Raw genomic sequence first — 22,895 nt, 5'->3', positions numbered from 1 at the left:
TTCGGTTAAAATGATGCTTGTAAAGCCAAACTCACACTACGTGCAAATGGATAAGAAATACCTCTTTCTTGCTGAATAGATGACCATCTTAATAAATCATTTGTAGTAGCACTAATTCTTAGATTAGAAAGTCTCAACTTCTGTGCAAATTCAGGGTTAGCGTCATACGACAAAAACAAGGATTGCAAATTTACTAGATTATCATCCATGATGAATCTTGAAGAAACACGTGTTTGCCCCAAATCACTAATGCTTTTGTAAAAAGAGCGATCGCCTGGTTGTTTCCATTTGTCTGCTAATACTCTGTAATCCACATTGTAGCGAGGGTCAGCATTTTCCACACGATCTACTAAAGTTTGATTGTAAGATTTACCTCCTACGCGTACTTGTACGTATGTTACTGCAGAGAATTGTTTATATCGTACTGTTGCTCCTAAAAATCCTTCTGCTTTTGGTGTAGCTACCGCAACTACTGCAATATCTTTTGCATCCCAATTGTAAGTTAATGAACCGTCTTTCTTTCTGAAAATTTCCCGACCATTTTCTGGATCTATACCCAGCGAAGGAACGGCATATATAGCGTCTACTGACTGGCCTTCGTTGTATCGCAATAATGGAACACCCATTAAATCGCTGCCTCCTTGTGCTTCATCGACACGGTCGTTGTAGCTTTTAAGTGCATTCGATATTTTCACAATTTTATTCTCATTGCGAACGATATTAGCCATAAAGCTCACCGTCCAATCGGAATTTTTTACCGCAAAAGCATTGAAATTAACTTCGATACCTTTGTTTTCCATATCACCCAAATTCTCTTTGTAAGAGACAAATCCTGTTGATGGGGCAATATTGATATCCGCTAGAATGTCTTTTGTCAGTTTGTAATAATATCTAGCTGAAAGGGTAATTCTATCTTTCCAAAATCCAGCATCTATACCAAGATCTGTAGATCTTGTTTTTTGCCATCCCAGATTTTCGTTACCATAATTGTTTACGATAGCTCCAATTCCGGATGAATACCAGTTATTTTGATCATAGTTATATGTAGTACGAGACATGTATGGAGAAAATTGAACAGCTCCCGTCATACCTGTGGTTGCTCTAAAACGCAAAAGGGATACTACGTCCGTATTAAACCATTCTTCATTATGTGTATTCCATCCAATACCAGTAGACCAGAATGGTGCAACTCTATTGTTCGACCCAAATTTAGAAGAACCGTCAGCACGAACTGTTGCATCAATTAAATATCGGTTGTCGTAAGAATAGTTTGTACTTAAAAATGCACCTATAAGCCTAGATTGTTCCAGACTACTATATGGCTTGGCATTTTCAAGATAGCCTTTGGAGAATCCAATGCTGCTGAATCTATCATTTGCGAATCCATGTGCAGTGAATGAACGATAGTCAGAAAAATCGCTGCGTATATTTGATCCAGCTACGACATTGATGTAGTTTTTACCTAGACTTTTCATGTAATTCACGCGGATATTTCCATCCCAATACATTTCATCATTGTTGCCACTGGTGTAACTTCCTTTTTCGTCAGTCTGCGAAGTAGGGTAGTTGTAGAATTCATTTGATTTTGGAGACAAAAAGTAATCGTAAAGATTCATTCTTTTCAAGAGACTCAATTGCCCTCTCAATCGTAAGCCCGAAACAATTTCATAATCTATCGCAAAATTGTTCATGATTTCAGAATACTTAGACTTGTCAAAATTGCTTAATGTGGCGTTGTACAAAGGATTCAATACATTTTCTTTTTCCGAAGCACCATTACTGTAAAATCTATCCCAACCACCAACTTGCTGAAGAATGTTTCCGTTGTCATCGGTCATCCGATAATAGGGATTCATTCGCGCATAATTCGCAAAACTACCATATGGTGATTCCAACGCATTCACCATGGTGATGGTTAATTCATTTTGAAATCTGAGTTTGTTCTTTAGGTTATAACTTAGGTTTACGCCTCCCGAATATTGGTTTCTCGAAGATTCTTTCATAACTCCAGGTCTAGTTTGATAGCGTAAATCTATACCATAACGAAACGTTGAAACACCACCTTCAAGATAAATAGCATGTTTTTGACCTATGGCTGTACGTACAGGTTGTGATATCCAATCCGTGTTTACGCCTCCTACAACATTTTTAAGTTTGTTGTAGTATAACTTATCCAATTCAATCTGCGAAATGTTTTGGTTTTCATTGCTGTAAAGACCAGCAAGTCTTTCGTACTCCAATTTTTCTGTAGCATTTAGGAGTTTGTAATCCGTTAGATCAGGAGCATTTACGTGTGTCTCGTGTGAATAGCTTAGTCTTAACTGTCCATCTTTTGGTGCTTTCGTGGTGATGACCACGACGCCATTAGCAGCTCTAGAACCATAAATGGCTGTAGCAGCAGCATCTTTCAGTAGCGTTACAGATTCAATACGTGTCATGTCCAAATCCAACACTTTAGTCACGCTGATTTCGTACCCATCTAAGATGAAAGCGGGCATATTGGTATTTGTCGTAATATTATCGCGACGCAATATCTCATTGTTGCCAGTAGGTAAGGAAGATGTACCACGTATCGTGATATTAGGCATTGCATTGGGATTAGATCCAAGAAGATTATTATCTAATAATTTGAAGGATGGATCAAAAACCTGTATAGCTTGCAACACATTTTGAGGATTCACTTGTCTTAATTCTTCTCCAGATTTAGAAATAGCAGTACCCGTGAAAGAGTTTTTGTTGATAGCCTGATAGCCCGTCACGATTACTTCACTCACATTGCTTACTTCTTCTTTAAGCGCAAGCGTATATTCAAATTTATCATCAGATAATTTGATTCTTAAGGTTTCATAACCCAGCATTTTTACTACTATGATTCCGTCTGAAGGAGCTTTATCTAGTTGAAAAACACCGTTTTCGTTTGTGTTACCTAGGTTAGTTGTTGAAGAAGAGATGGTAGCACCTGCTATTGGTTCTTTGTTCTGATTGGTGATTTTTATCACAATACGAGATTGTTGAACCTCCTCCGTATTTCTATACAACTCCGTTGTTCTTCGACTTTCTTTTTTCGTTAGAACGATCGTATGATCTACTATTTTGAAACTTACAGGTTGCTTTTCAAACACTTTTTGTAAGTATGTTTCGAGAGGCATATTTCTAGCCTCAATAGATATGAGCTGGCTACCCTCCAGCATACTCTTAGTTCCCAACACCTCAAATTGAGTCTGCGACTTAATAATCTGCAGAATTTTCTCCAAAGATTCTCTTTTGGAAGTATGGGTAATAGTCTGTGCATTAGAAGCCAAACTGATTTGTAAGAAAGCTATAAAATACAGTAACGTGGTTAGTTTTATCACTCGTAATAAGTAATTTAAATTCATTAAATTTGTTAAGGTTTAGTTAGAGTTCTGTTACTTACACATAGTCAAGCTCAGTATATACTGAACCGATTTTGAGCGGGGAAATGTGGCAGCATTTCTCTGCTTTTTTATATTATTTATATATTCTAATAAGTCCTCCTTTCATAATTATTTCTTGATTAGTTTTTTGATAAAAAGTTTTTTATCTGTTGATAAAGTATAGGTAATATCGTTGTGTTCAAGTAGCGTTAGAATAGTAGATAAATTGTTGTTTCGGAATGTTCCGCCGAAAAATTCAATATTAGGTACATCATGATCTATAATAACATCAATATCGTACCAGCGCGATAATTCTTGCATCACCTCTTTCAGCTTCTTGCCATCAAAATTGAATTTCCCATTAATCCAAGCGATTTCGCTTTTGGAATCAATTTCTTGCAGGAATACTTTATTTGTAGTGATCACACTTTGTTGTCCGGGCTGAAGAATTGTAGGTAGCAAAGTTTTATTAGTTTTAGGTATTACTTTTACTTTTCCTTCTACCAATGTGGTTTTCGTACCCGAATTTGCTTCGTATGCATTTATATTGAAAGTGGTTCCCAGCACTTCAATTTCTTGTTGTTTAGATTGAACAACAAAAGGTTGTTTTTTATTAGGTGTGACTTCAAAATATACTTCTCCAGTAATGGAGACTTCCCGTTTATTACCAGAAAAAGTAAGAGGGTAGGACAAAGAACTCGCTGCATTCAGTTGTGCTTTTGTTCCATCTGGAAGGATAATTTTATAATATCCGCCACGAGGTGTATGGATTTCAGCGGAAGTAATATCATCTGTAGAAGTAATCTCTTGTCCATTACTATAGGCGATAGAAGTTGAATTGATTGATACAGACTCTTGATTATTATCCAGCGTATAAGACTTTCCATTAGAAAGTTTTATCGTAGCTTGGTTGTTTGCAGGTTTGTAATCGATGGGCGAGTTTGCGATATCTTGATTATCGATTTTTTGATACCATTGAGTAATTAAAGTTATGGAACCAAAAACAATAAGGCAAGCAGCAGCTATATATGCGAATAAACGTCCAATTTTTGGTTTTTCAATTTGTCTTTCGGTATTATTCAGTTGTTCCTTTACGTCTTTCCAAGCAGAGGCTACATGGATTTTTTCTAAATATTCAAAAGCTTTTTTTTGATCGCCCTTATCTAAACATTGCTGATACAATTCTTCATTACGCGAAGAGGCTGAAACCCAAGAAGCAAGTTCTTCGGCTTCAAAAGCAGTAAGATTATCATTGATTTTTTTGCGTATAAGAAAACTTATTCTTGGAGCTTCTTCTTTATTTAGGTGCATATTCGCGTATTGATTTTAGCCTTAATACCACACTAAATTGAAAAAGTACTCATCCCAATGAAAATTTTTAAAAAATTTTATAAACCGATAAAAATATTAGATAGGTTTCGGGTGTTAGGATGCTTCGAAGTTGTTTGATGGCTCTTAATTTGTAATTTTTAACAGTTTGTAATGAAATTTGCATTTCATCTGCTATTTCTTGATTAGTTTTTCCTTCCAAATAAGAAAGTATAACGACCATTTTCGCTTGTTCTGGTAATTTTTGTATGGCAGCATACAATTCTCCCATTACTTCTGCATGAATTATTTGATGTAGCGGAGAATCTTCGTATTGCTCCTGATTATCAAAAAAATATTCTTCGCGCTGAATAGAACGTTTTAAAGCAAGCTGTTTATTCAGCGCAACTTGTTTAGTGCTTTGGTATAAAGAGTTTTTTAGATGTTCTAAGGACTTATAATTTTTATCGCTTTTCCAGATTTTAATAAATGCCTCTTTGGCAATATCTTCTGCAAGCGTTTGGTCAGTGCCGAAACTCGATGCGTAAAGACACAATCTTGGATAGTACTTTTCAAAAACATATTCAAAAGCATCCTCATCCAACTGAGCTAAACGCTCAAGCAGATAATTCTCCTCATTAAATAGTTTAGAATTTGATGAATTCACTTTTCACAAGATAGATGGTTTAGAATAACACAATTAGAAGTATAAATGTGCTTGTACAAATCTAGTACAATTCTGTGATATAATTAAATAAGGCGTTAAATGATAAGAGTGCTGAATAGAATTTACTTTTTACAATTTTTAATTAGGTAGAATAAAAAACTAATTCAATAAAAATTAGTATAAAAATAAACTATTTTAAATTTTGATTGTTTATATATGTACTATTAAACTTTAACAATTTATTTTATGAAACTTACATTAAATTCTACCAAAAAGTGTTTTTCGGCCTTTTTACTTGGGGTATCCACCTTAGCAGTGTCTTGTTCGGATGATGATACAACAGTAACACCGACTAATACCATTGTGGATCTCGTGGTTAGCTCTCCAAATTTTTCAACTTTAGAAGCTGCGGTATTAAAAGGTAATGTAGCTACCACACTGAGTGCTAATGGACCATTTACAGTATTTGCACCAGAAAACGAGTCTTTCACGAATTCGGGTATTACCTCTTCTGTTTTAGAAAGTCTTTCTGCAGATCAAGTAAAAGATATTTTACTTTACCATACACTTAGCAGTAGAGTAAATGCAGCGAGCATTCAGACAGGAACCAATGCAGTGAAAACTGCAAATGGTAAAGACATATATGTAACAAAAAATAATAATGGGGTTTTTGTAAATGGATGGAAAGTTACCCAAGCTGATATTAATGCAAGTAATGGTGTTATTCATGCTATCGAGCGTGTACTGATGCCAGCTCCTGGTAATATTGTAGATGTGGCTCAAGGAAATCAAAATTTATCTTATCTGGTAGCAGCAGTTCTACGTGCGAGTCAAGGTTCTACCAATGTCGCCCAAGTACTAACGGGAGCGGGGCCTTATACAGTTTTTGCACCTACAAACCAAGCTTTCATTGATGCTGGTTTCGCAACCATAGCTGCTATTCAGGCTGCGGATCCAAATACATTAGCGAATATTTTGACCTATCACGTGTTGTCAGCTCGTGCATTTTCATCAGATCTAACAAACGGACAAACATTAACTACTGTAAATGGTGGCACATTAGCTGTTCAATTGGGTACTGGAGCGAGCATAAAAGGAAATAATAATTCTACTGGTGCACAGATTACAGGAATGAATATGATGGCTACAAATGGTGTAGTACATGTGATTGATAAAGTATTACTACCGTAACGTATTTTTATTAAATAATTAGTGTGAAAGAGCGGCAAGAAATTGTCGCTTTTTTGTGTTTAAGGCTTTATAATTAATCAGGGAGAAGTGGCTGTATAAATTCTAAACAGAATGAGACAATTTGGTATAAATCTGAACCATTCCTGTACAAATTACTATAGCATAAATATCTAATTTTAAACAAACTATCCTTTTTTCCTATGAAACGAAGAAATTTTATTCAAACATTAAATTTAGGTATAGCATCTTCGATCTTATTGAACTCTGACTTGAATGCTAAAACTATTTTAATAAATGCTTCACAAGATTCTGACTTATCCTATCATCGTATTCAGAATATAAAACTTTCGAATGTACGAATGCAATACCCACGTTTAGTAGGTAAGAATGCGCGGTTGGACATTCATGGTTATGGACCTCGAATTGATATTTGTATTCTTGAAACAGATAAAGGTGCAATGGGGTGGGCATCATTACGTGGTTCTATACGTGGAGCACAGGATTTGGCAAAAGAAATCATCGGAAAAAAGGTTAGTGAACTTTTTGCAGTCAATGTGGGTATTTCCGATTCAAAATTTATTCCTTTTGATGCGGCACTCCACGATTTGGCTGGAGTAATTTTACACAAACCAGTGTATGCTCTTTTAGGCCAACAAAAGCCAATTCTTACGAAATATTATTCGGGAATGATTTATTTCGATGATTTAGAACCTGCACAAAATCCGAGTGGAATAGATAAAGTATTGGAGAATTGTAAACAAGACTATGATTTTGGCTACCGTCAATTTAAAGTTAAAATAGGGCGAGGCAATCGTTGGATGTCTTTTAGAGAAGGTTTGAATCGAGATATTGAGGTTACCAAAAAGATAGCTCAAGCATTTCCTGATTGCGAAATTTTAGTGGATGGCAATAATGGATTTGCAGTGGATGAATTTATTCAATATATGCAAGGAATTTCTGGTGTTAATCTATTTTGGATTGAAGAACCTTTTCATGAAACCGTAGCTGAATACACATATTTCCGAGAATGGCTAAATAAGGAAGGTATAAAAACATTATTAGCCGATGGAGAAGCAGATGCGGATCAAAACTTTATAATGGAGCTTTTGGATAAAAAACTTATAGATGTGCATCTCACGGATATTGAAGAGTTAGGATTTACCTATTGGCGAAAATTGATGCCTCGATTGAAACAAATGGGCGCTCTATCTTCACCCCATGCCTGGGGATCATTACTCAAAACACATTATATTTCACATCTCGCTGGCGGTCTAGGTAATACCGTGACTATAGAGGGTGTTACTAGCTTTTCTGACGACGTGGACCTTACTGGATATAAAATTGTAAAAGGACAATTGGTTCCTCCAGCAAGTCCAGGATTTGGCATGCCCTTGTTGAAGAAAATATAATTTCTTATCATAAAAATTAGCACCCAAGCTTCAAACTTCAACGAAGCTTGGGGTAAATTGATATGGCACTCAAAGAACCACAGAGATGTCCCACAATGTCATTCCTACAGTTATGCTTGGTGCATTCGGATTATTGATTTGTAATTCGGGATCGATAATCAATTCCACAGATGGTTTTGTTAAATCGTCTTTAGCGTCCATTATGCCGCCTTTTTTGCCCATATCTACGAGGGCGAACCGAACTTTTGGGGTATCTGGAGCAAAAGCTGGTAGGTTGGAAAAAATTCGACCAAATTTTCCTTTATCAAAATACTTGGATAAAAATGGTACGACATTCTGATAAGCATGCCCATGTCTCATAATTTTTGGTTTTAGGTAGTGATTAAGTTGATTATAATAGTATACGTTTAAACAACGTATTGGAGTTGTTGTTTTCTTTTAGATAAAATTATTTTCGATTGAAAAATATTTTTTAAAACTGGGTGTCTGAAAATCAAGTGCAGATATTATCAAGCTTTTGATTATCTTTAATTTGAATTTATCGATCTATGAGAGTACAATATTTGATTATTTATTTTTCGATTTTTATATGTGGTTGTCGTTCGGTCCAAAATACAGATTCAGACCCCATTCCTGTACACGATAGCCTAACAATATCGTCTAATCTTTTAAATGAAAATCGGGTAATTAATATATGGTTGCCTGAAATCTATAAACAGAGTACAGACTCTTTGACTGTATTATATATGGCGGATGGAGGTGTCAAGGAGGATTTTCCACACATCGCCAATACGTTAGAAAAGTTGATAAATGAAGGAAAGATAAGGCCTTTAATTCTAGTAGGTATTGAAAATACGATTAGAAGACGTGATCTTACCCCCAAAACTGAAGTAGAAAAAGACAAAGAAGTAGCTACAGTTGTGGGAGGATCGGAGAAATTTAGAGCTTTTATAAAGCAAGAATTAATTCCAGAGATCGATAAAAGATACCGCACCCGTGCAGAAAGAGGTATAATTGGAGAATCCTTAGCAGGTCTTTTTGTGATGGAAACATTTTTTACAGAACCTACTTTATTTACTCACTATATTGCTTTTGATCCCTCTTTGTGGTGGAATAATCATTTTTTAAATCGAAATGCAACTTCACTTTCTGATCTAGCCGACTCAACAGATTTGTGGTTTGCTGGTTCAAGTGCGGAAGATATTTCTATCCACACGAATGAACTTGCACAGATTTTGAAGGCAAATACTGTTAAAAAGCTGAAATGGCATTACTCGGATGAACCAAAAGAAAAGCATAACACCATCTTTAGAGCAACAAAGGAGAAGGCGCTTCTTTGGACTTTTGGGCTAGCCGATTAATAATAACTGGTGTAAACTGCCTTAAACTTATTATATGAGGACATTCTACGTTTATGTTACGTTAATATGAAGATGTTGTGAGTTTTATTAGGTAGTTTTGTATACATCAACTTTGATTTGGGGTGACACATCAACAGAAAACAAATATTATTAAAAAGGAAATTATTGCTTCATATAAAACATTAAAAGCAAAATATCCTGTTCTTAAATATCAAAATTTTATCGGCTTTTCCATATTTATCAGCTGCCTTCTTTTTAGTGCTGGTTTGGGTTATCTGTGGTACGTGGATATGATTCCAGCTTGGGCTTTGATATTAGGAAATGCCTTTTTATTTGGGGTATTGCATGAGCTGGAGCATGATCTTATTCATTTTATCTATTTCAAAAATAACCGGATTGTACACAATATTATGTTGTTGTTTGTCTGGTTAGTGCGTCCATTGACATTAAATCCATGGTTTAGAAGGGTATTACATTATCATCACCATAAGTTTTCTGGAACTCCACATGATGTGGAAGAGAGAGGGGTAACCAATGGCGAAAAATGGTCTTTGAAAAGGTTGTTATTTACACCAGATTTGGTAATTGGTAATCTATTGCGTGTCGTAGGATTATTTAGCGATATTAAACGTGAAGTAGATAAAGGTAACCTGAAATTCCAAACGGCTAAAAAACTGAAATTAAGTGGTGTATTTGGGTTAATTCCCTTTACCATATTGTCTCACGTAATTTTGTATGTATTCTTTACGGATATCTTTTTAGATTTCTTACATGATAAATATCAGCTGAATTGGGTAATGCCTGATGCTATTAAAAATATACTGACCTGGTGTAATCCTATTATTTATATTGTCTTATTGCCAAATTTATTACGTCAATTCTGTTTGCATTTTATCACTTCCAATCTGCATTATTTTGGTGATGTGGAGCAAGGTAATGTCATTGAGCAAACACAGGTATTGACAGTATGGTGGACTTATCCATTTCAATTGTTTTGTTTTTTCTTTGGATGGACCCATGCGATACATCATTTTGTAGTTAATGAGACTTTTTATATCCGTCATATTGCACACAAGAAGGCACATGAGATTATGCGCAAACATGGTGTACGTTTCAACGACTTAGGTACATTCAGACGTGCTAATCGTTATCATGAAATCTAGTACTTTCAATTTTAATTTCATAGCACAAACAAAAAATGCTTCCAATTTTGGAAGCATTTTTTATGAAGTAAGATTGCTGTAAATTCTAGAAGTTTGGTTTCAATAAATACTTGTCGTAGAATCTGAAGATATGTTCAACTGCATCTTCGGCGGTGTCAACGATTCTGTAAAGTTTCAAGTCTTCTTCTGAAATGTAAGCGTTGGTAAGCATCGTTTTTTCTACCCATTCCAACAAACCTCCCCAATAATCAGATCCGACCAATACGATAGGGAAACGCGCAATTTTACCTGTTTGAATCAATGTAATCGCCTCGAATAACTCATCCATCGTTCCAAATCCTCCGGGCATCACGATATATCCCTGTGAATATTTCATAAACATGACCTTGCGTACAAAGAAGTAATTAAACTCCAATAGTTTATCGCGGTCAATGTATTTGTTGTGGAATTGCTCAAAAGGTAATTCGATGTTAAGACCTACGGATTTACCACCTACACCATGTGCACCACGGTTAGCAGCTTCCATAATACCGGGGCCACCACCTGAAATTACTCCATAACCTTTTTCGGCTAGAAGACTCGCAATTTTTACGGTCATTTGGTAATATTTGTGGTCTTCTGGAGTACGAGCAGATCCAAAAATTGAGACACAAGGTCCGATTTTAGCTAATTTTTCAAAGCCATCTACAAACTCCGACATGATTTTGAAAATCTGCCAAGAGTCTTTTACTTTTATTTCTTGCCAGGTTTTGTTGGCGAATGAATTTCTAATTCTGTTTTCTCCCGTCATAATAATTCTCTCTATCTGATAATTGCAATATAATAATTTTAACCAATTTCTCTGGATGAAAATGGTGCGACAATTTTTATTTTTCTATAATAATTTAAGCCTTTCTATCAGAATGTCCCAGACTTTTGTCTGGACAAATCTGGTCACGAACCAGCTGCTTAATTATTTTTATGTCTTTAAAACCATCTTCGCGTTTACGATCAAAAATAATTTGGTCGCTCGTACGAATCTGAAAACGTCCTGCCACTTCAGAAGGTATTAATGTGACGCCATAGACTTCTTCTTGGAAGGTAGTTAATAATTCTTGAGCCATATAAGTAGCGCGCAAAAGCCAGCCACATTTGGGGCAATATTCAATTTCAATTGTCGGTTTCATCGCAGTAATATTACAAATTTTGTTCCATACTCGTCGTTCGTTTGCGTATATCTTGATACTTGTCTGACAGAAAAAATAGTTACCTTTGTACAATGAATTTTTCATCTAAACTATTAGAAAATGCTGTGGAGGAGTTTGGTCGTCTGCCTGGAGTAGGGAAGAAGACAGCTTTGCGTTTGGTGTTGCACCTTTTGAAGCAACAGGACGCGGAAGTAACTCGTTTTACCCAGTCGTTGAATCTTTTAAAGGAAAAAATTCAATATTGCAAAGAATGTTATAATATCTCAGACGATGAAGTCTGTGAAATATGTCTTTCTGTGAAGCGTGATAAATCTACCATCTGTGTGGTCGAGGATACACGTGATGTGATGGCGATAGAAAATACAAACCAATATCAAGGTGTGTACCATGTCTTAGGTGGATTGATTTCTCCTATGGACGGTGTAGGACCTTCTGATTTGAAAATTGAAGGATTGTTACAGCGTCTTCGTGCTGGAGATGTCAAAGAAGTAATTTTAGCCTTATCTGCGACGATGGAAGGCGATACTACGATATTTTACTTGTACCGAAAATTGAAAGAATTTAATGTGCAGGTAAGCACCATTGCTCGTGGTATTGCTTTCGGAGGGGAATTAGAATACGTAGATGAGATTACTTTGGGTCGTTCTATTCTGACACGCGTTCCCTATGAACGTAATGTAGGATAAGATTTTTTTAACGCTCATTGTCATTCATGAAGGAAGCTCCAAACCTAGCTATTAACGTATTTAATAGGTTATGTCTTTTTATCTGAGCTATATCGCCAATTAAACTTTCATTCGGCTGATTATCCAATAAAATCCTAAAGAAGCGGTAAGTAAAGTCGTACCCGCTACTGTCCATAATACATTGTACCCAAAATGTTCAGCTAAGTAAGTACCGCAATAAGGTGAAAATATATTGGCTGCCGCAAAAGCTAAAGAATTAAATCCCATATAAGCCCCTTGATTATGCAATCCTGCTCTTTTGATGGAAATGGTAGCCATAAAGGGTAAGGTCAACATTTCGCCTGTCGAAAGGATAAACATCGCCATATACAACCAAATAATACCAAAATCTACATTTAGCATAAAATAGGATAGGGCGGTGATAGCTGTTCCCCAAACCATTACTTGTCGCACTGAAAAACGATGTTCTACGAAATGAACCAATACCATTTCGAATATTACAATAACGAAGCCACTAAATCCCAACAATAACCCAATCTGTCCAGCATCTAATGCATAAACGTCTTTGTAGAATAAAGGAAGTGTGCTTAGCAATTGCAAAAATCCCATCGAGAATATACAACATAAAATGTTGAATATGACGAAGAGTCCGTCCGTATACGCGTTGCGCTCTTTTGGTTTGGGTTTAGTCTCTTCTGCCTTAATTGGCGCTTGATTTTGAGTGCGATTTCTGAAGAAATAAATAAAAACGAATACAGCTACTGCCGCACCTAGTGCATTACCATAGAAAATCCAATTGTAAGAAATTGAAGCTAAGAATCCGCCCAATGCCGGACCTATGGAAAAACCTAAATTAACCGCCATTCGGTTTAAAGAATAGGCTCTAGTAATATTTTCAGGCTTCGCATAACGTGCTACAGATACCGAGTTGGCTGGTCTGAAAATATCAGCTACCATAGTTAGTAAAAAAATCATTGGAGCTAAAGTCTCAAATGTTCTAAAACCTGGTAAAATCAAGAATAATGGAATAACAGCAATCTGGCTCATAGCCTGCACTTTGAAACTTCCAAATCTATCTGTTAGCCAGCCCCCGAACCATGAGCCACATACTGAACCAAGACCGAAACAACCCAATACTAATCCAATCTGTGTTTTGGAGAAGCCTAATTCTGAGGACATATACATCCCAAGAAAAGGAATAACCATCGAGCCTGTCCGGTTTATCAACATGACAAGTGCCAACAACCATGCAGCAGGTGATAGTCCCTTGTAAGAATTTATATATACTTGAAAAATAGACTTCAAAACTAATTTACTTTAATTTTTTATGTAGTTTCTAATTTTAATATTATAAAATGATACCTTTTAGAATTGATGTAAAAGCAATAAAATTTATCCTTTTTACTTTTGAATTTTTACTTATTATTACGCTAAATCTTGGTTCAATAAATAATTGTTATATGCAATTTTCTTTTCTTTGGTCTTAGGATTGAAAATAAAATCAATACGTCCTAAGACAGCTCCGCCTGTTGCAGCTTGATTTACTATTGTAATTTTGCCTGCTGCATTTTTTACCTCAGTTGGCTTTTCTAATAAGGTGTGTGTGTGACCGCCGATGATTAAGTCAATGTCTTTGGTAGCTGCCGCCAAACGTAAATCCGATACTTTATCCTCTTCATAGGTATAACCTAAGTGCGAAAGACAAATAACAATATCACATTTGTGTTTGCTTTTTAACGTGGGGACAATCTTGTTCGCTACAGCGATAGGATCTAAATAACGCATTCCTGCATAGTTTTTCTTGTCGACTAAGCCTTCAATGTCCACGCCAAGTCCAAAAACACCTATTTTGATTCCTTCTCGCTCAAAAATAACATAGTCTTTGGTTTTACCCGCTAATGCAGTTTGCGAAAAGTCGTAATTAGCTGTGAGGAAAGGAAATTTTGCTTTATCAAAATGTTTTAGAATTCCTGCTATACCGTTATCAAATTCATGATTTCCAAAAGTACCTGCGTCGTATTTTAATTTGGACATTAAAGTTAATTCAACTTCTCCGTCAAACAAATTAAAATAAGGAGTACCTTGAAACATATCTCCCGCGTCAAATAAGAGTACATTTTTCTCTTCCTCACGGATTTTACGAATCAATGTACTGCGCCTTGCCACACCGCCTAAGCCTTGAAGACGAGAACCGTCCATGGGAAAAGGCTCAATTCGACTGTGTACATCGTTTGTATGTAAGACGGTGATTTTAATTTCTTTTGATGGTCTTCCCTGAACAAATTGTGGAAGTTGGCTCACAGCTAATGCACCACCTAGAACACTTAAATTTCTTAAGAAATTTCTTCTATTTAATGACTTTAATTCTTCCATCTATTTGTGTATTTATGGTTTTACCCTCTTTTGTTAATTTCTCTATATAATCTATCAAGCCTTTTCGTACAATGATTCCAGTATCAGTACGCTTGATAGGATTGTTTAATCCTTCCATATAATCACCCCCATTGGCTAGGTAATCGTAGGTTACAAGTTTGTAGGTTTTGTCGATATCAAAGGGCTGATTGGCAATAAAGACATTTATCGGTTTACCGGCTTTAATATCCATTTTCAAACCCGATACAGGTTGACCTTCAGTTTTAGCAATAAAATGCAATAAGGTATTCATATCTTCACCGGATATTTCTAGGATTGTCACTGCATTTTCAAAGGGCATTAACTCAAACACATTGCCTACAGTTACATTTCCTTGTTTGATATCAGCGCGGATTCCGCCTTTAGTAGCCAAAGCTACTTGTGCGTTAGGATCTTGTAACGTTCCGATTTCCAATAATGCATCGGTAAAAAAATTACCGGCAGAAGTCTCAACTTGCGAACGGCTGCGTGTAAGGCTATATTCTGTATAACCAATCACACGATTCATTTCGTTTTCCAGCTTATGTTTGAATGGAATGTAATAGTTGACGATTGCCGTGTCTTCAGCAATACTGTTATCGACTTTGTAGTTTATTTTCTCCTGTTGGAGGGAATATTGTGGTGTGCGGCAATATGTAAATGTACTTGCTACAACCAGTAATGCTAATATCTTGGTATAAGAGCGCATAGTGTAGAATTTTCGTTAGTGCGAAGCTAAGAAGAAAGTACGGAGGAACAAATTAACTTTTTGTAAAATTTTAAAGTTTACTAGAAATCATATTATTAAAAAAATAGCTTGTAATTTTTTATAAACAAGTATAAGTTGTAATTTGGCAGCTCAATTCTCGGACAGAGATTTTTTAGATAGTATAAGACCTAAACAGTAGGAGGAAAAGAATAAGATGCCAGTAAAGATACCCGATAATTTGCCAGCGATAGAACTGTTAAAACGTGAGAATATTTTTGTCATGAGTAGTTTGCGCGCCAACGAACAAGATATTAGACCGTTGCGCTTACTTGTGTTGAATCTGATGCCTCTTAAAATTTCAACAGAAACAGATTTTATACGTTTGCTGTCAAATAATCCTTTGCAGGTAGAAATGGAATTCTTGCGTTTAGAAACGCATGTTTCCAAAAATACACCTCAAGAACATTTGGAAATGTTCTATAAAAACTTTGATGAAGTTTCCGAACAGTTTTATGATGGTTTGATAGTAACGGGAGCTCCAGTAGAAATGCTTCCTTTTGAAGAAGTTAATTACTGGAATGAGCTAGTCAAAATTTTTGATTGGGCGCGTACGCATGTCACATCATCCTTATATATTTGTTGGGCTTCTCAAGCTGCATTGTATCACTTCTATGGTGTAGAAAAAGTGCCATTGGAAAATAAATTGTTTGGCGTATTTCAACATGCTGCTTCTGATAAAAAACATCCATTATTCAGAGGATTTGACGATGAATTCTATATTCCACATAGCCGACACACGACGATCGAGCGTGATGACGTATTGTCAAAAGCAGGACTACGTATTCTTTCTGAATCTCCAGAAGCAGGTATTGCTATATTGAGTTCAAGAGGTGGACGTGAGTTTTATTTGACAGGTCATTCGGAATACAATCCTTATACTTTGCATGAGGAATATGTTCGCGATGTGGAAAAGGGTGCGGATATTAAACTTCCTCACAACTATTACAGAAATAATGATCCTTCGCAAGAGCCCGTGGTACGTTGGACCAGTCACGCAAATTTACTATTCAACAATTGGTTGAACTATTATGTTTATCAAGAAACACCTTTTGATTTACGTGATCTTCCGAAAATGGGAGATATTCAAGATCAAAGTGAATAGCTTATGTGAAAATAAAAGTAAAAAGGCATTGATTTATTCAATGCCTTTTTAATTTTATTTTCTCTACTTTTCGAATTCACAAATTTCTGACATTGTCTGTTTTATTTTTAATCTATATCTATGGTCTGTAACATATGATCTTTCACACGGTGCCATACATCTTTGAACCAATAAGTGAATTGTTCGGGATGTTTGTTCATCCAACTTTCCAGTTTTTCTGTATTGATCCATTTATAGGCTTGTACTTCTTCTGGATTTGGATGTGGTTCTGAGTTGCTTATTCCAAAAAGCACTACATCAAGTTCATGTTCGATTAGGTTATTTTCTACTTTGGCATGGTAGATAAACGTAAATAGTTCTTCCAAATTTGCAGACATATTCATCTCATAAGCCAATCTATCCTTTGCGGCATCCAATGTGTTTTCATTGATTTGTTGATGTGAACAGCAAGTATTTGTCCACAGGTTAGCTCCATGATACTTACCAGTAGCACGCTGTTGTAATAGAAGTTCGCCTTTTTCATTGAAGATGAATATGGAGAAGGCACGATGTAAAGCACCTTTAATGTGTGCTTCATATTTGTCCATGGTCCCTAGAACTTTATTTTGTGTGTCGACTAAGACGACATGATTTCTTTCTTTACCCATAAGATTTCACTTTTACTTGTGTGCGCGCAGCGAACTTTTTGAAGAAAAATAAATTCCAAAGAATCATTACATATCCGTAGACTGCATCTTCAATAGGAATTGTTCCTATTCGGATATTAAGGAATTCCTCTGAATTGTAATTTACAATTGGTGACTCTAACCCTGTACCCGTTAATACACCATTTACGGGCAAGAATCCTGCCATCAAAATAAAATAAATTAAAGAAGCTTCTCCAATCCATTCCTTTTTGTTGATGAAATGTAAATAAACCATGGTAGCAATTGTGGCTATGGCTGTCACTAAGGTGTATGTACGGTCGTGAAATTTTAATGCCACAACAGCGCTAACTATTACTGTGATGAAAACAATAATATTATTAAAACCATTTGCCCAGTCTAAATTGAAAAACTTGGTAAGGCAATAATAGGTGAATACGCAGCTGAAGGGAATACAGATAAAAAATAAACATTCTTCCAAGGGAAGATTAAAAAGATCAATTCCCAGCGTATATGTCTTGTTAAACCACCATACACCATGTGCTGTGAACCACACGTCCCACAATATAAACGGAATGGCAACAAGGACACTTGCCATTAAAAATGGTTTGAAATAACGGTCAAATCTGATTCTTTGGTCAAACGAAAAAACGAAACAGATAATAATCGTCAAGAAGTTAATTAATATATATGTATAGGCTATCATGAATTTTTAAAGTAGATTTTAAAGTACTTAATCGGCACAAATAAAAAACCAAAACACTCTCCATCTTTTTTTTGCACATGTTTGTGATGTTGTTTATGTGCGCGACGTATGGCTAATAGATAAGGAGAATTTGTGTCTCTTAGTATTTTAATACGTTGATGTATAAATATATCATGTACAAAGAAATAAGCTATTCCATATAAAGTAATTCCTAATCCTAAGAAGAACGGAAATGTAAGACCATCACGACTACCGAAATAGAAAAGAAGGATAGCAGGAATGGAAAATATAAAGAAGAAATAGTCATTTTTCTCAAATGCTCCTTCGTGACTATGATCGTGGTGATCTTTATGCAATGACCACAGGAATCCATGCATCACGTATTTGTGAATGAACCAGGTAATCGGTTCCATGAAAATAAAAGTCAGAATTACGGTCAGTATATTCATTGTTATTTTACTTTTAATAATTCTTTAATATCAGCTTGTAAAGCAGTTTCGCTTGTTGCTAAATAGTTGTGCATCATCTTTTTATCTGTTGCTAATTCAGCATTGTATCCTAAGAATTTTGGAATAGATAATTGTATCGCGTAGCGTATATATCGAAGTTCCACATCCGTAGAATTTTGCTGAATAGCTTTTTCTAGTAGTTTCTTTCCTGAATTGAAAGAAGATAATTTCTGAATCGGATTAATCTGATGGTTTGCTTTGATCATCGTAAATGCTCCTAAGTAACCTAATATCTTTGCGTCTGAAGGTTTGTTTTCTAAGTCTTTAATCATGAGAAAACATACTTCTTTATTAGTTGGCGCTAAGGCTAAATTCTTTCTGTACTGCTGGAATTTATCTTCGCTAAATGCAGAAAATGATTTTAAAAAAATAAATAAGACAATTATCTTCATATTCTATCCATTTTCAAATTCCAGTAGGATTCCATCATTAAATACATTTTCTCCGTATTTGGAACGCTGGTACGTTTTTGTAAAATATCACCACTAGATTTTACTCTAATTTTTTTGAATAAAGACCAATAATAACGATAGGCAAGATAGACTCCAAATTTTGATGAATTAGGTAGCATTTTAATCCCCACAAGTGCTTCTTTAAATTCGCCTTCAATTTCTTTTTCAATTATTCTTTTCGTGTCATCGTTGAAGGTAATGAAGTCTAAATTAGGAAAATAAAAACGTCCTAATGTATAATAATCGTCTTTAAGATCACGCAGGAAATTAATTTTTTGAAAAGCACTTCCCAATTTCATTGCAAAAGGCTTTAATTCTTCATATTTTTTCAAATCTCCTTCTACAAAAACGTGCAAGCACATTAAGCCAACCACCTCAGCAGAACCTAAGATATATTCATCATAGTTTGCTTTGGTGTACGTTACTTTATCCAAATCCATGGACATGCTATGTAAAAATTGATCGATTAACTTTTTATCAATGCTGTATTTGTGTACTGTCTCCTGGAAGCATTGAATAATAGGATTGATAGAAATCTTCTTTTCCAGCGCTTCATTTGTTTCGCTGATTAATTGATTTAATAATGTCGCTTGATCATATCCATGAAAGCTGTCTACTATCTCATCGGCTAAGCGCACAAATCCATAAATTGCATAAATTGCTGGACGTAATTTGTGGTCTAATGCTTTGATACCCAATGAAAATGAGGTGCTGTACGTTTGTGTCGTACATTTACTAATCTGGTAGGCTAGATTGTCATAAATTGTTTTCATAGCTTAGCTTATTAAATTTCGTTTGCAACTATTTTTCCTGATATAATTGACGGAGGTACCCCAGGTCCAGGTACAGTCAACTGACCCGTATAATGTAAGTTTTTTAATTTCTTATTTCGGATAGCTGGTTTGAAGATAGCTGTTTGCTTTAGCGTGTTGGCTAACCCGTAAGCATTTCCTCCGTAGGCATTGTAATCTTCTTTGAAATTGTTGACACAATAACTCTTTTTGTAAATTATGCGGCTCTCTAAATTAGAAGTTCCAGTATGCTTCTCTATGCGGGCAAGCATCTCTTTAAAGTACTTGTCTCTCATTTCTTCATTGTCCTCAATATCGTTTGCTACAGGAAGCAACAAGAATAAATTTTCATCCTTTTCGGGAGCAACTGAGGGATCAGTTTTTGATGGACAGCAGACATAGAACAAAGGTTTTTCAGGCCATTTTTTGTGTACATAGATATCATCAATATGATTATCTAGTTCATGCTCAAAAAATAATGTATGATGTTTTAGATTTTCAATTTTTCCTTTTACACCTAAATAAAAAATTAAACATGAAGGGGCAAAGGTTCTAGTATTCCAATATTTATCATCGTAATTTCTTCTATCTATAGGTAAAAGTTTTTCAGTGTGGTGGTAATCGATTGAACTTATTACTTCGTCAAAAAGGAGTTCTTCGCCATTTACCTGAATAGCTTGTGCCTGATTCCCTACAGTTTTTATTGAATTTATTTCAGATTCAAAATGAAACTTAACACCAAGATTCTCGGCTACCTTTTGCATTGCTTTAATAACCTCGTAAAATCCGCCCATAGGATACCAAGTTCCCAATGCATAGCCACCATAATTCATCAAACTATATAAGGCAGGAATATTGGATGGTGCAGCTCCCAAGAAAATAACTGGAAACTCCATTATCATTTTAATTTTAGGATCATGAAAGAATTTAGCTACGTAGTCGTCAAAATTGCTAAGCAAGTCCAGTTTTGTCGCATTTTTAAGAATTTGTAATGAAGCAAATTCAGTCCAGCTGTGGCAGGGTTTATGGATAAATTGTTTCATGCCCACTTCATACTTATGCTTTGCCGCTAACATAAATGTATCCAACTTTTGGGCAGCACCTCCCTCAAAACTTTCAAACAAGATTTTTAGATCCTCATATTTTTCGGGAATTTGAACTTTATCTTTTTCGAAGATAATTTCAAATTGAGGATGTAAGGATTTTAATTCGTAAAAATCGGAAGTTCTATATCCAAAATCTTTAAAAAAATCTTCGAACACATCAGGCATCCAATACCAACTTGGTCCCATATCAAAGGTAAAACCATTTGACGTGGTAAATTGACGTGCTCTTCCTCCAGCTATGGCATGTTTTTCAAAAACTTGAACTTCATATCCTTTTTTTGCTGCATAACATGCTGCAGAAAGACCTGAAAATCCTGCTCCTAGAATTGCTACTTTTTTATGATTTTGTTTTGAGGTGATCATTAGTTTTAAAATAAACCTTTTTGTTTTATAAAAGTATATAATTGTACTATTAAAAACAAGGTGTTATATAAGATAAACCATTTTTTATTAAAATAGTTTGAATTGATTTACAATAAATTTAAAATAGTGGTTTAATTATGCTTATTCGCAATAGTATAGTTTTCGTACGCTAGTTTTAGCAATTCTTCCTGGCTAATATTTTGATTATAAATTTTTTGATGGAATTTGTCCATTTTGGATAGCAGACGAGCCAATTCTAATTTTTCTTTCTCGGTAAGATCTGCTGTCACTATTTTAGTTGCTTTACGGATATCATCCATTTTGTGATTTAGATAAGTTTTTCCTTCTTCGGTAATTTCTAAGATTTTACTTCGCTTATCTTTAGTAGAATCGATTTGAATCGTCCAACCACATTTTATTAAGCGATTAATGATTTGCATTCCTGTTGGCTTATCCATTTTATTGCGACGAATAAGTTCTGTTTTAGACATGGCGCCAAACGAATTTAATGTAATAAGATAAATAAATTCATCCTGCGTAGAGAATTGTGATTCGTGAATAGCAGATTTGGAGTAATTTTTTGCGTATTTATTCATATGCACTAATAAAGTGCTGATGACACTTTCCACGGAACGACCGTTTGCTTTGCCTTCCCATTCTATATTTGATGAAATGGAATCTGATTTAGTGTCAATAATCCATTGCATAAATCCGTCACCACTCAAAGGATAGGAATCATTATGATTGGAAGTTTCAAAGGACTCCAAGAGAGTCAATACTTCTCTAAGCAAATCGTATCGCATAACAAGGATTTAAAAATACAAATATAATCTAATTTAGGATTTTTTTATACAATTATTGAGCCGTAAATCACATATATTAAAATTGTATGTATTTATTCTGGTATCTAACGAACCAAATACGTAGAGATAATAAACAAATACCTGTTCTTCCTAAAAACTAAACTCATTTCAATTTCAGAGGTTAGTAGCGTAAACACAATTAAAAAAATAAAAATTATGGCAACTTCGAAACAACAAGAGGGAATGAAAAATGCACACTTACATGAATTATTGGTTGACGGACTAAAAGATATGTTAGGTGCAGAAAGACAATTATTAAAAGGTTTGAAAAAAATGTCAAAAGCAGCACAAAGCGAAACATTAAAAGAAGCTTTTGATACGCATTATCAACAAACAGAAAATCAAATTGAGCGCTTGAAAGAAGTTTTCAGTAATTTGGGAATTACAGCTCGTGGCAAAAAATGTAAAGCAATGGAAGGTCTATTAGAAGAGGCTGACGAAATTGCTGAGGAATTTGAAGATAGTCCTGAAGTGTTGGATGCCGCATTAATTACAGCAGCACAAAAAGTAGAACATTACGAAATTGCATCATACGGATGCTTAGTAACTTTTTCGGATTTGATGGGCCATTCAGAAGCTGCAGCTATTTTAAAAGAAATTTTAGCTGAGGAAAAAGAAACAGATGAGCTATTAACCGAAATTGCAATGGGAGAAGCAAATGTATCTCCCGGTGCAGAAAAATAAGCCGAAAAATCACCTAACAAAATAGGGAAAAAAATAGCAGTGCTTTAAAGGAGGGCACTGAAAAAGTCCCCTTTTATATTGGGCCAAAAAAAAAGGAGTGGAAAGTGCATTTTCTACTCCTTTTTTTGTATCTTAAATTAAGCTTTAA

General features: G+C 35.2%; 23 protein-coding genes. 7 read left to right on the top strand and 16 right to left on the bottom strand.

Translation table 11 applies throughout. The features are described from left to right. Positions 1 to 5 precede the first annotated feature (5 nt). From G5B32_RS12970 to G5B32_RS12960, 3 genes are all read right to left on the bottom strand, one after another. A complete protein-coding gene (locus G5B32_RS12970) occupies positions 6 to 3,377 on the bottom strand; it encodes a SusC/RagA family TonB-linked outer membrane protein (RefSeq protein WP_206366895.1) in 3,372 nt (1,123 codons plus the stop codon). A 147-nt stretch (positions 3,378 to 3,524) separates the two neighbouring features. Further along, a complete protein-coding gene (locus tag G5B32_RS12965) occupies positions 3,525 to 4,706 on the bottom strand; it encodes a FecR family protein (protein WP_165291954.1) in 1,182 nt (393 codons plus the stop codon). Between the two features lie 67 nt (positions 4,707 to 4,773). Beyond that, a complete protein-coding gene (locus G5B32_RS12960; RefSeq protein ID WP_165291953.1) occupies positions 4,774 to 5,370 on the bottom strand; it encodes an RNA polymerase sigma factor in 597 nt (198 codons plus the stop codon). Positions 5,371 to 5,616: 246 nt separating this feature from the next. On the opposite strand from G5B32_RS12960, the gene G5B32_RS12955 reads away from it, so the two are divergent. Together G5B32_RS12955 and G5B32_RS12950 are read left to right on the top strand one after the other, a co-directional pair. Continuing rightward, entirely contained in the window at positions 5,617 to 6,561 is a 945-nt protein-coding gene (locus G5B32_RS12955) for a fasciclin domain-containing protein (RefSeq protein ID WP_165291952.1), read from the top strand. Positions 6,562 to 6,761: 200 nt separating this feature from the next. Continuing rightward, positions 6,762 to 7,970, top strand: coding sequence for a mandelate racemase/muconate lactonizing enzyme family protein (locus G5B32_RS12950; protein WP_165291951.1), 1,209 nt, complete (start codon positions 6,762 to 6,764; stop codon positions 7,968 to 7,970). 69 nt (positions 7,971 to 8,039) lie between these two features. Here G5B32_RS12950 and G5B32_RS12945 read toward each other — a convergent pair whose 3' ends face one another. Further along, complete coding sequence (locus tag G5B32_RS12945; RefSeq protein ID WP_165291950.1) at positions 8,040 to 8,330, bottom strand: hypothetical protein; 291 nt, start codon at positions 8,328 to 8,330, stop codon at positions 8,040 to 8,042. A 188-nt stretch (positions 8,331 to 8,518) separates the two neighbouring features. On the opposite strand from G5B32_RS12945, the gene G5B32_RS12940 reads away from it, so the two are divergent. Both G5B32_RS12940 and G5B32_RS12935 read left to right on the top strand, forming a co-directional pair. Next, positions 8,519 to 9,331, top strand: coding sequence for an alpha/beta hydrolase (locus G5B32_RS12940; protein ID WP_165291949.1), 813 nt, complete (start codon positions 8,519 to 8,521; stop codon positions 9,329 to 9,331). A 122-nt stretch (positions 9,332 to 9,453) separates the two neighbouring features. Beyond that, entirely contained in the window at positions 9,454 to 10,494 is a 1,041-nt protein-coding gene (locus G5B32_RS12935) for a fatty acid desaturase (protein ID WP_165291948.1), read from the top strand. Positions 10,495 to 10,579: 85 nt separating this feature from the next. Here G5B32_RS12935 and G5B32_RS12930 read toward each other — a convergent pair whose 3' ends face one another. Then, the gene (locus G5B32_RS12930; RefSeq protein ID WP_165291947.1) at positions 10,580 to 11,284 is read right to left on the bottom strand and encodes a TIGR00730 family Rossman fold protein; all 705 of its coding nucleotides are present in this window, start codon (positions 11,282 to 11,284) and stop codon (positions 10,580 to 10,582) included. Positions 11,285 to 11,378: 94 nt separating this feature from the next. Further along, complete coding sequence (locus G5B32_RS12925; RefSeq protein WP_410528469.1) at positions 11,379 to 11,669, bottom strand: SelT/SelW/SelH family protein; 291 nt, start codon at positions 11,667 to 11,669, stop codon at positions 11,379 to 11,381. A gap of 83 nt (positions 11,670 to 11,752) precedes the next feature. Between G5B32_RS12925 and recR the strand changes: the two genes are divergently transcribed. Then, positions 11,753 to 12,367, top strand: a complete 615-nt coding sequence (gene recR, locus G5B32_RS12920) for a recombination mediator RecR (protein WP_165291946.1) — start codon at positions 11,753 to 11,755, stop codon at positions 12,365 to 12,367. Between the two features lie 99 nt (positions 12,368 to 12,466). Here recR and G5B32_RS12915 read toward each other — a convergent pair whose 3' ends face one another. The 3 genes from G5B32_RS12915 to G5B32_RS12905 all read right to left on the bottom strand — a co-directional run bounded on the left by G5B32_RS12915 (position 12,467) and on the right by G5B32_RS12905 (position 15,467). After that, positions 12,467 to 13,672: an MFS transporter gene (locus tag G5B32_RS12915; RefSeq protein ID WP_165291945.1), complete on the bottom strand. Its 1,206-nt coding sequence runs from the start codon at positions 13,670 to 13,672 to the stop codon at positions 12,467 to 12,469. Positions 13,673 to 13,792: 120 nt separating this feature from the next. Beyond that, positions 13,793 to 14,740, bottom strand: a complete 948-nt coding sequence (locus G5B32_RS12910; protein ID WP_165291944.1) for a bifunctional metallophosphatase/5'-nucleotidase — start codon at positions 14,738 to 14,740, stop codon at positions 13,793 to 13,795. Then, positions 14,715 to 15,467: a 5'-nucleotidase C-terminal domain-containing protein gene (locus G5B32_RS12905; RefSeq protein ID WP_165291943.1), complete on the bottom strand. Its 753-nt coding sequence runs from the start codon at positions 15,465 to 15,467 to the stop codon at positions 14,715 to 14,717. Before G5B32_RS12905 ends, G5B32_RS12910 begins: the two co-directional genes overlap by 26 nt. Before the next feature lie 214 nt (positions 15,468 to 15,681). Between G5B32_RS12905 and metA the strand changes: the two genes are divergently transcribed. Next, a complete protein-coding gene (gene metA, locus G5B32_RS12900) occupies positions 15,682 to 16,629 on the top strand; it encodes a homoserine O-succinyltransferase (protein WP_165291942.1) in 948 nt (315 codons plus the stop codon). A gap of 107 nt (positions 16,630 to 16,736) precedes the next feature. Here the strand turns inward: metA and idi are convergent, their stop codons facing one another. The 7 genes from idi to G5B32_RS12865 all read right to left on the bottom strand — a co-directional run bounded on the left by idi (position 16,737) and on the right by G5B32_RS12865 (position 22,003). Continuing rightward, the gene (gene idi, locus G5B32_RS12895; RefSeq protein ID WP_165291941.1) at positions 16,737 to 17,276 is read right to left on the bottom strand and encodes an isopentenyl-diphosphate Delta-isomerase; all 540 of its coding nucleotides are present in this window, start codon (positions 17,274 to 17,276) and stop codon (positions 16,737 to 16,739) included. Next, positions 17,269 to 17,979 carry a lycopene cyclase domain-containing protein gene (locus tag G5B32_RS12890; protein WP_165291940.1) on the bottom strand — a complete coding sequence of 237 codons (711 nt, stop codon included), beginning with the start codon at positions 17,977 to 17,979 and terminating at the stop codon, positions 17,269 to 17,271. Before G5B32_RS12890 ends, idi begins: the two co-directional genes overlap by 8 nt. Continuing rightward, positions 17,976 to 18,428: a sterol desaturase family protein gene (locus G5B32_RS12885; RefSeq protein WP_165291939.1), complete on the bottom strand. Its 453-nt coding sequence runs from the start codon at positions 18,426 to 18,428 to the stop codon at positions 17,976 to 17,978. The genes G5B32_RS12890 and G5B32_RS12885 overlap by 4 nt, the downstream gene beginning before the upstream one ends. 2 nt (positions 18,429 to 18,430) lie before the next feature. Continuing rightward, positions 18,431 to 18,880 (bottom strand): hypothetical protein, encoded by a 450-nt coding sequence (locus tag G5B32_RS12880; protein WP_165291938.1) that lies wholly within the window; start codon positions 18,878 to 18,880, stop codon positions 18,431 to 18,433. Then, on the bottom strand, positions 18,877 to 19,713 hold the full coding sequence (locus tag G5B32_RS12875; protein WP_165291937.1) for a phytoene/squalene synthase family protein: 837 nt from the start codon (positions 19,711 to 19,713) through the stop codon (positions 18,877 to 18,879). Before G5B32_RS12875 ends, G5B32_RS12880 begins: the two co-directional genes overlap by 4 nt. A gap of 11 nt (positions 19,714 to 19,724) precedes the next feature. After that, positions 19,725 to 21,200 carry a phytoene desaturase family protein gene (locus tag G5B32_RS12870; RefSeq protein ID WP_165291936.1) on the bottom strand — a complete coding sequence of 492 codons (1,476 nt, stop codon included), beginning with the start codon at positions 21,198 to 21,200 and terminating at the stop codon, positions 19,725 to 19,727. Positions 21,201 to 21,331: 131 nt separating this feature from the next. Further along, entirely contained in the window at positions 21,332 to 22,003 is a 672-nt protein-coding gene (locus G5B32_RS12865) for a MarR family winged helix-turn-helix transcriptional regulator (protein ID WP_165291935.1), read from the bottom strand. A 216-nt stretch (positions 22,004 to 22,219) separates the two neighbouring features. On the opposite strand from G5B32_RS12865, the gene G5B32_RS12860 reads away from it, so the two are divergent. Continuing rightward, complete coding sequence (locus G5B32_RS12860; protein ID WP_165291934.1) at positions 22,220 to 22,747, top strand: ferritin-like domain-containing protein; 528 nt, start codon at positions 22,220 to 22,222, stop codon at positions 22,745 to 22,747. Positions 22,748 to 22,895: the final 148 nt, after the last annotated feature.

The organism is Sphingobacterium sp. SGL-16, from assembly GCF_011043515.1.
GTDB classification, from domain to species: domain Bacteria; phylum Bacteroidota; class Bacteroidia; order Sphingobacteriales; family Sphingobacteriaceae; genus Sphingobacterium; species Sphingobacterium litopenaei.
Note: the sequence above shows the minus strand (reverse complement) of the source record. Positions and strands in the feature narration are given on the sequence as shown.

Excerpts from the sequence above, each read along its gene's own strand:
- G5B32_RS12970 (WP_206366895.1), bottom strand. The coding sequence starts at position 3,377 with ATGAATTTAAATTACTTATTACGAGTGATAAAACTAACCACGTTACTG.
- G5B32_RS12965 (WP_165291954.1), bottom strand. The coding sequence starts at position 4,706 with ATGCACCTAAATAAAGAAGAAGCTCCAAGAATAAGTTTTCTTATACGC.
- G5B32_RS12955 (WP_165291952.1), top strand. The coding sequence starts at position 5,617 with ATGAAACTTACATTAAATTCTACCAAAAAGTGTTTTTCGGCCTTTTTA.
- G5B32_RS12950 (WP_165291951.1), top strand. The coding sequence starts at position 6,762 with ATGAAACGAAGAAATTTTATTCAAACATTAAATTTAGGTATAGCATCT.
- G5B32_RS12945 (WP_165291950.1), bottom strand. The coding sequence starts at position 8,330 with ATGAGACATGGGCATGCTTATCAGAATGTCGTACCATTTTTATCCAAG.
- G5B32_RS12940 (WP_165291949.1), top strand. The coding sequence starts at position 8,519 with ATGAGAGTACAATATTTGATTATTTATTTTTCGATTTTTATATGTGGT.
- G5B32_RS12930 (WP_165291947.1), bottom strand. The coding sequence starts at position 11,284 with ATGACGGGAGAAAACAGAATTAGAAATTCATTCGCCAACAAAACCTGG.
- recR (WP_165291946.1), top strand. The coding sequence starts at position 11,753 with ATGAATTTTTCATCTAAACTATTAGAAAATGCTGTGGAGGAGTTTGGT.
- G5B32_RS12910 (WP_165291944.1), bottom strand. The coding sequence starts at position 14,740 with ATGGAAGAATTAAAGTCATTAAATAGAAGAAATTTCTTAAGAAATTTA.
- G5B32_RS12905 (WP_165291943.1), bottom strand. The coding sequence starts at position 15,467 with ATGCGCTCTTATACCAAGATATTAGCATTACTGGTTGTAGCAAGTACA.
- metA (WP_165291942.1), top strand. The coding sequence starts at position 15,682 with ATGCCAGTAAAGATACCCGATAATTTGCCAGCGATAGAACTGTTAAAA.
- idi (WP_165291941.1), bottom strand. The coding sequence starts at position 17,276 with ATGGGTAAAGAAAGAAATCATGTCGTCTTAGTCGACACACAAAATAAA.
- G5B32_RS12890 (WP_165291940.1), bottom strand. The coding sequence starts at position 17,979 with ATGATAGCCTATACATATATATTAATTAACTTCTTGACGATTATTATC.
- G5B32_RS12885 (WP_165291939.1), bottom strand. The coding sequence starts at position 18,428 with ATGAATATACTGACCGTAATTCTGACTTTTATTTTCATGGAACCGATT.
- G5B32_RS12880 (WP_165291938.1), bottom strand. The coding sequence starts at position 18,880 with ATGAAGATAATTGTCTTATTTATTTTTTTAAAATCATTTTCTGCATTT.
- G5B32_RS12875 (WP_165291937.1), bottom strand. The coding sequence starts at position 19,713 with ATGAAAACAATTTATGACAATCTAGCCTACCAGATTAGTAAATGTACG.
- G5B32_RS12870 (WP_165291936.1), bottom strand. The coding sequence starts at position 21,200 with ATGATCACCTCAAAACAAAATCATAAAAAAGTAGCAATTCTAGGAGCA.
- G5B32_RS12865 (WP_165291935.1), bottom strand. The coding sequence starts at position 22,003 with ATGCGATACGATTTGCTTAGAGAAGTATTGACTCTCTTGGAGTCCTTT.
- G5B32_RS12860 (WP_165291934.1), top strand. The coding sequence starts at position 22,220 with ATGGCAACTTCGAAACAACAAGAGGGAATGAAAAATGCACACTTACAT.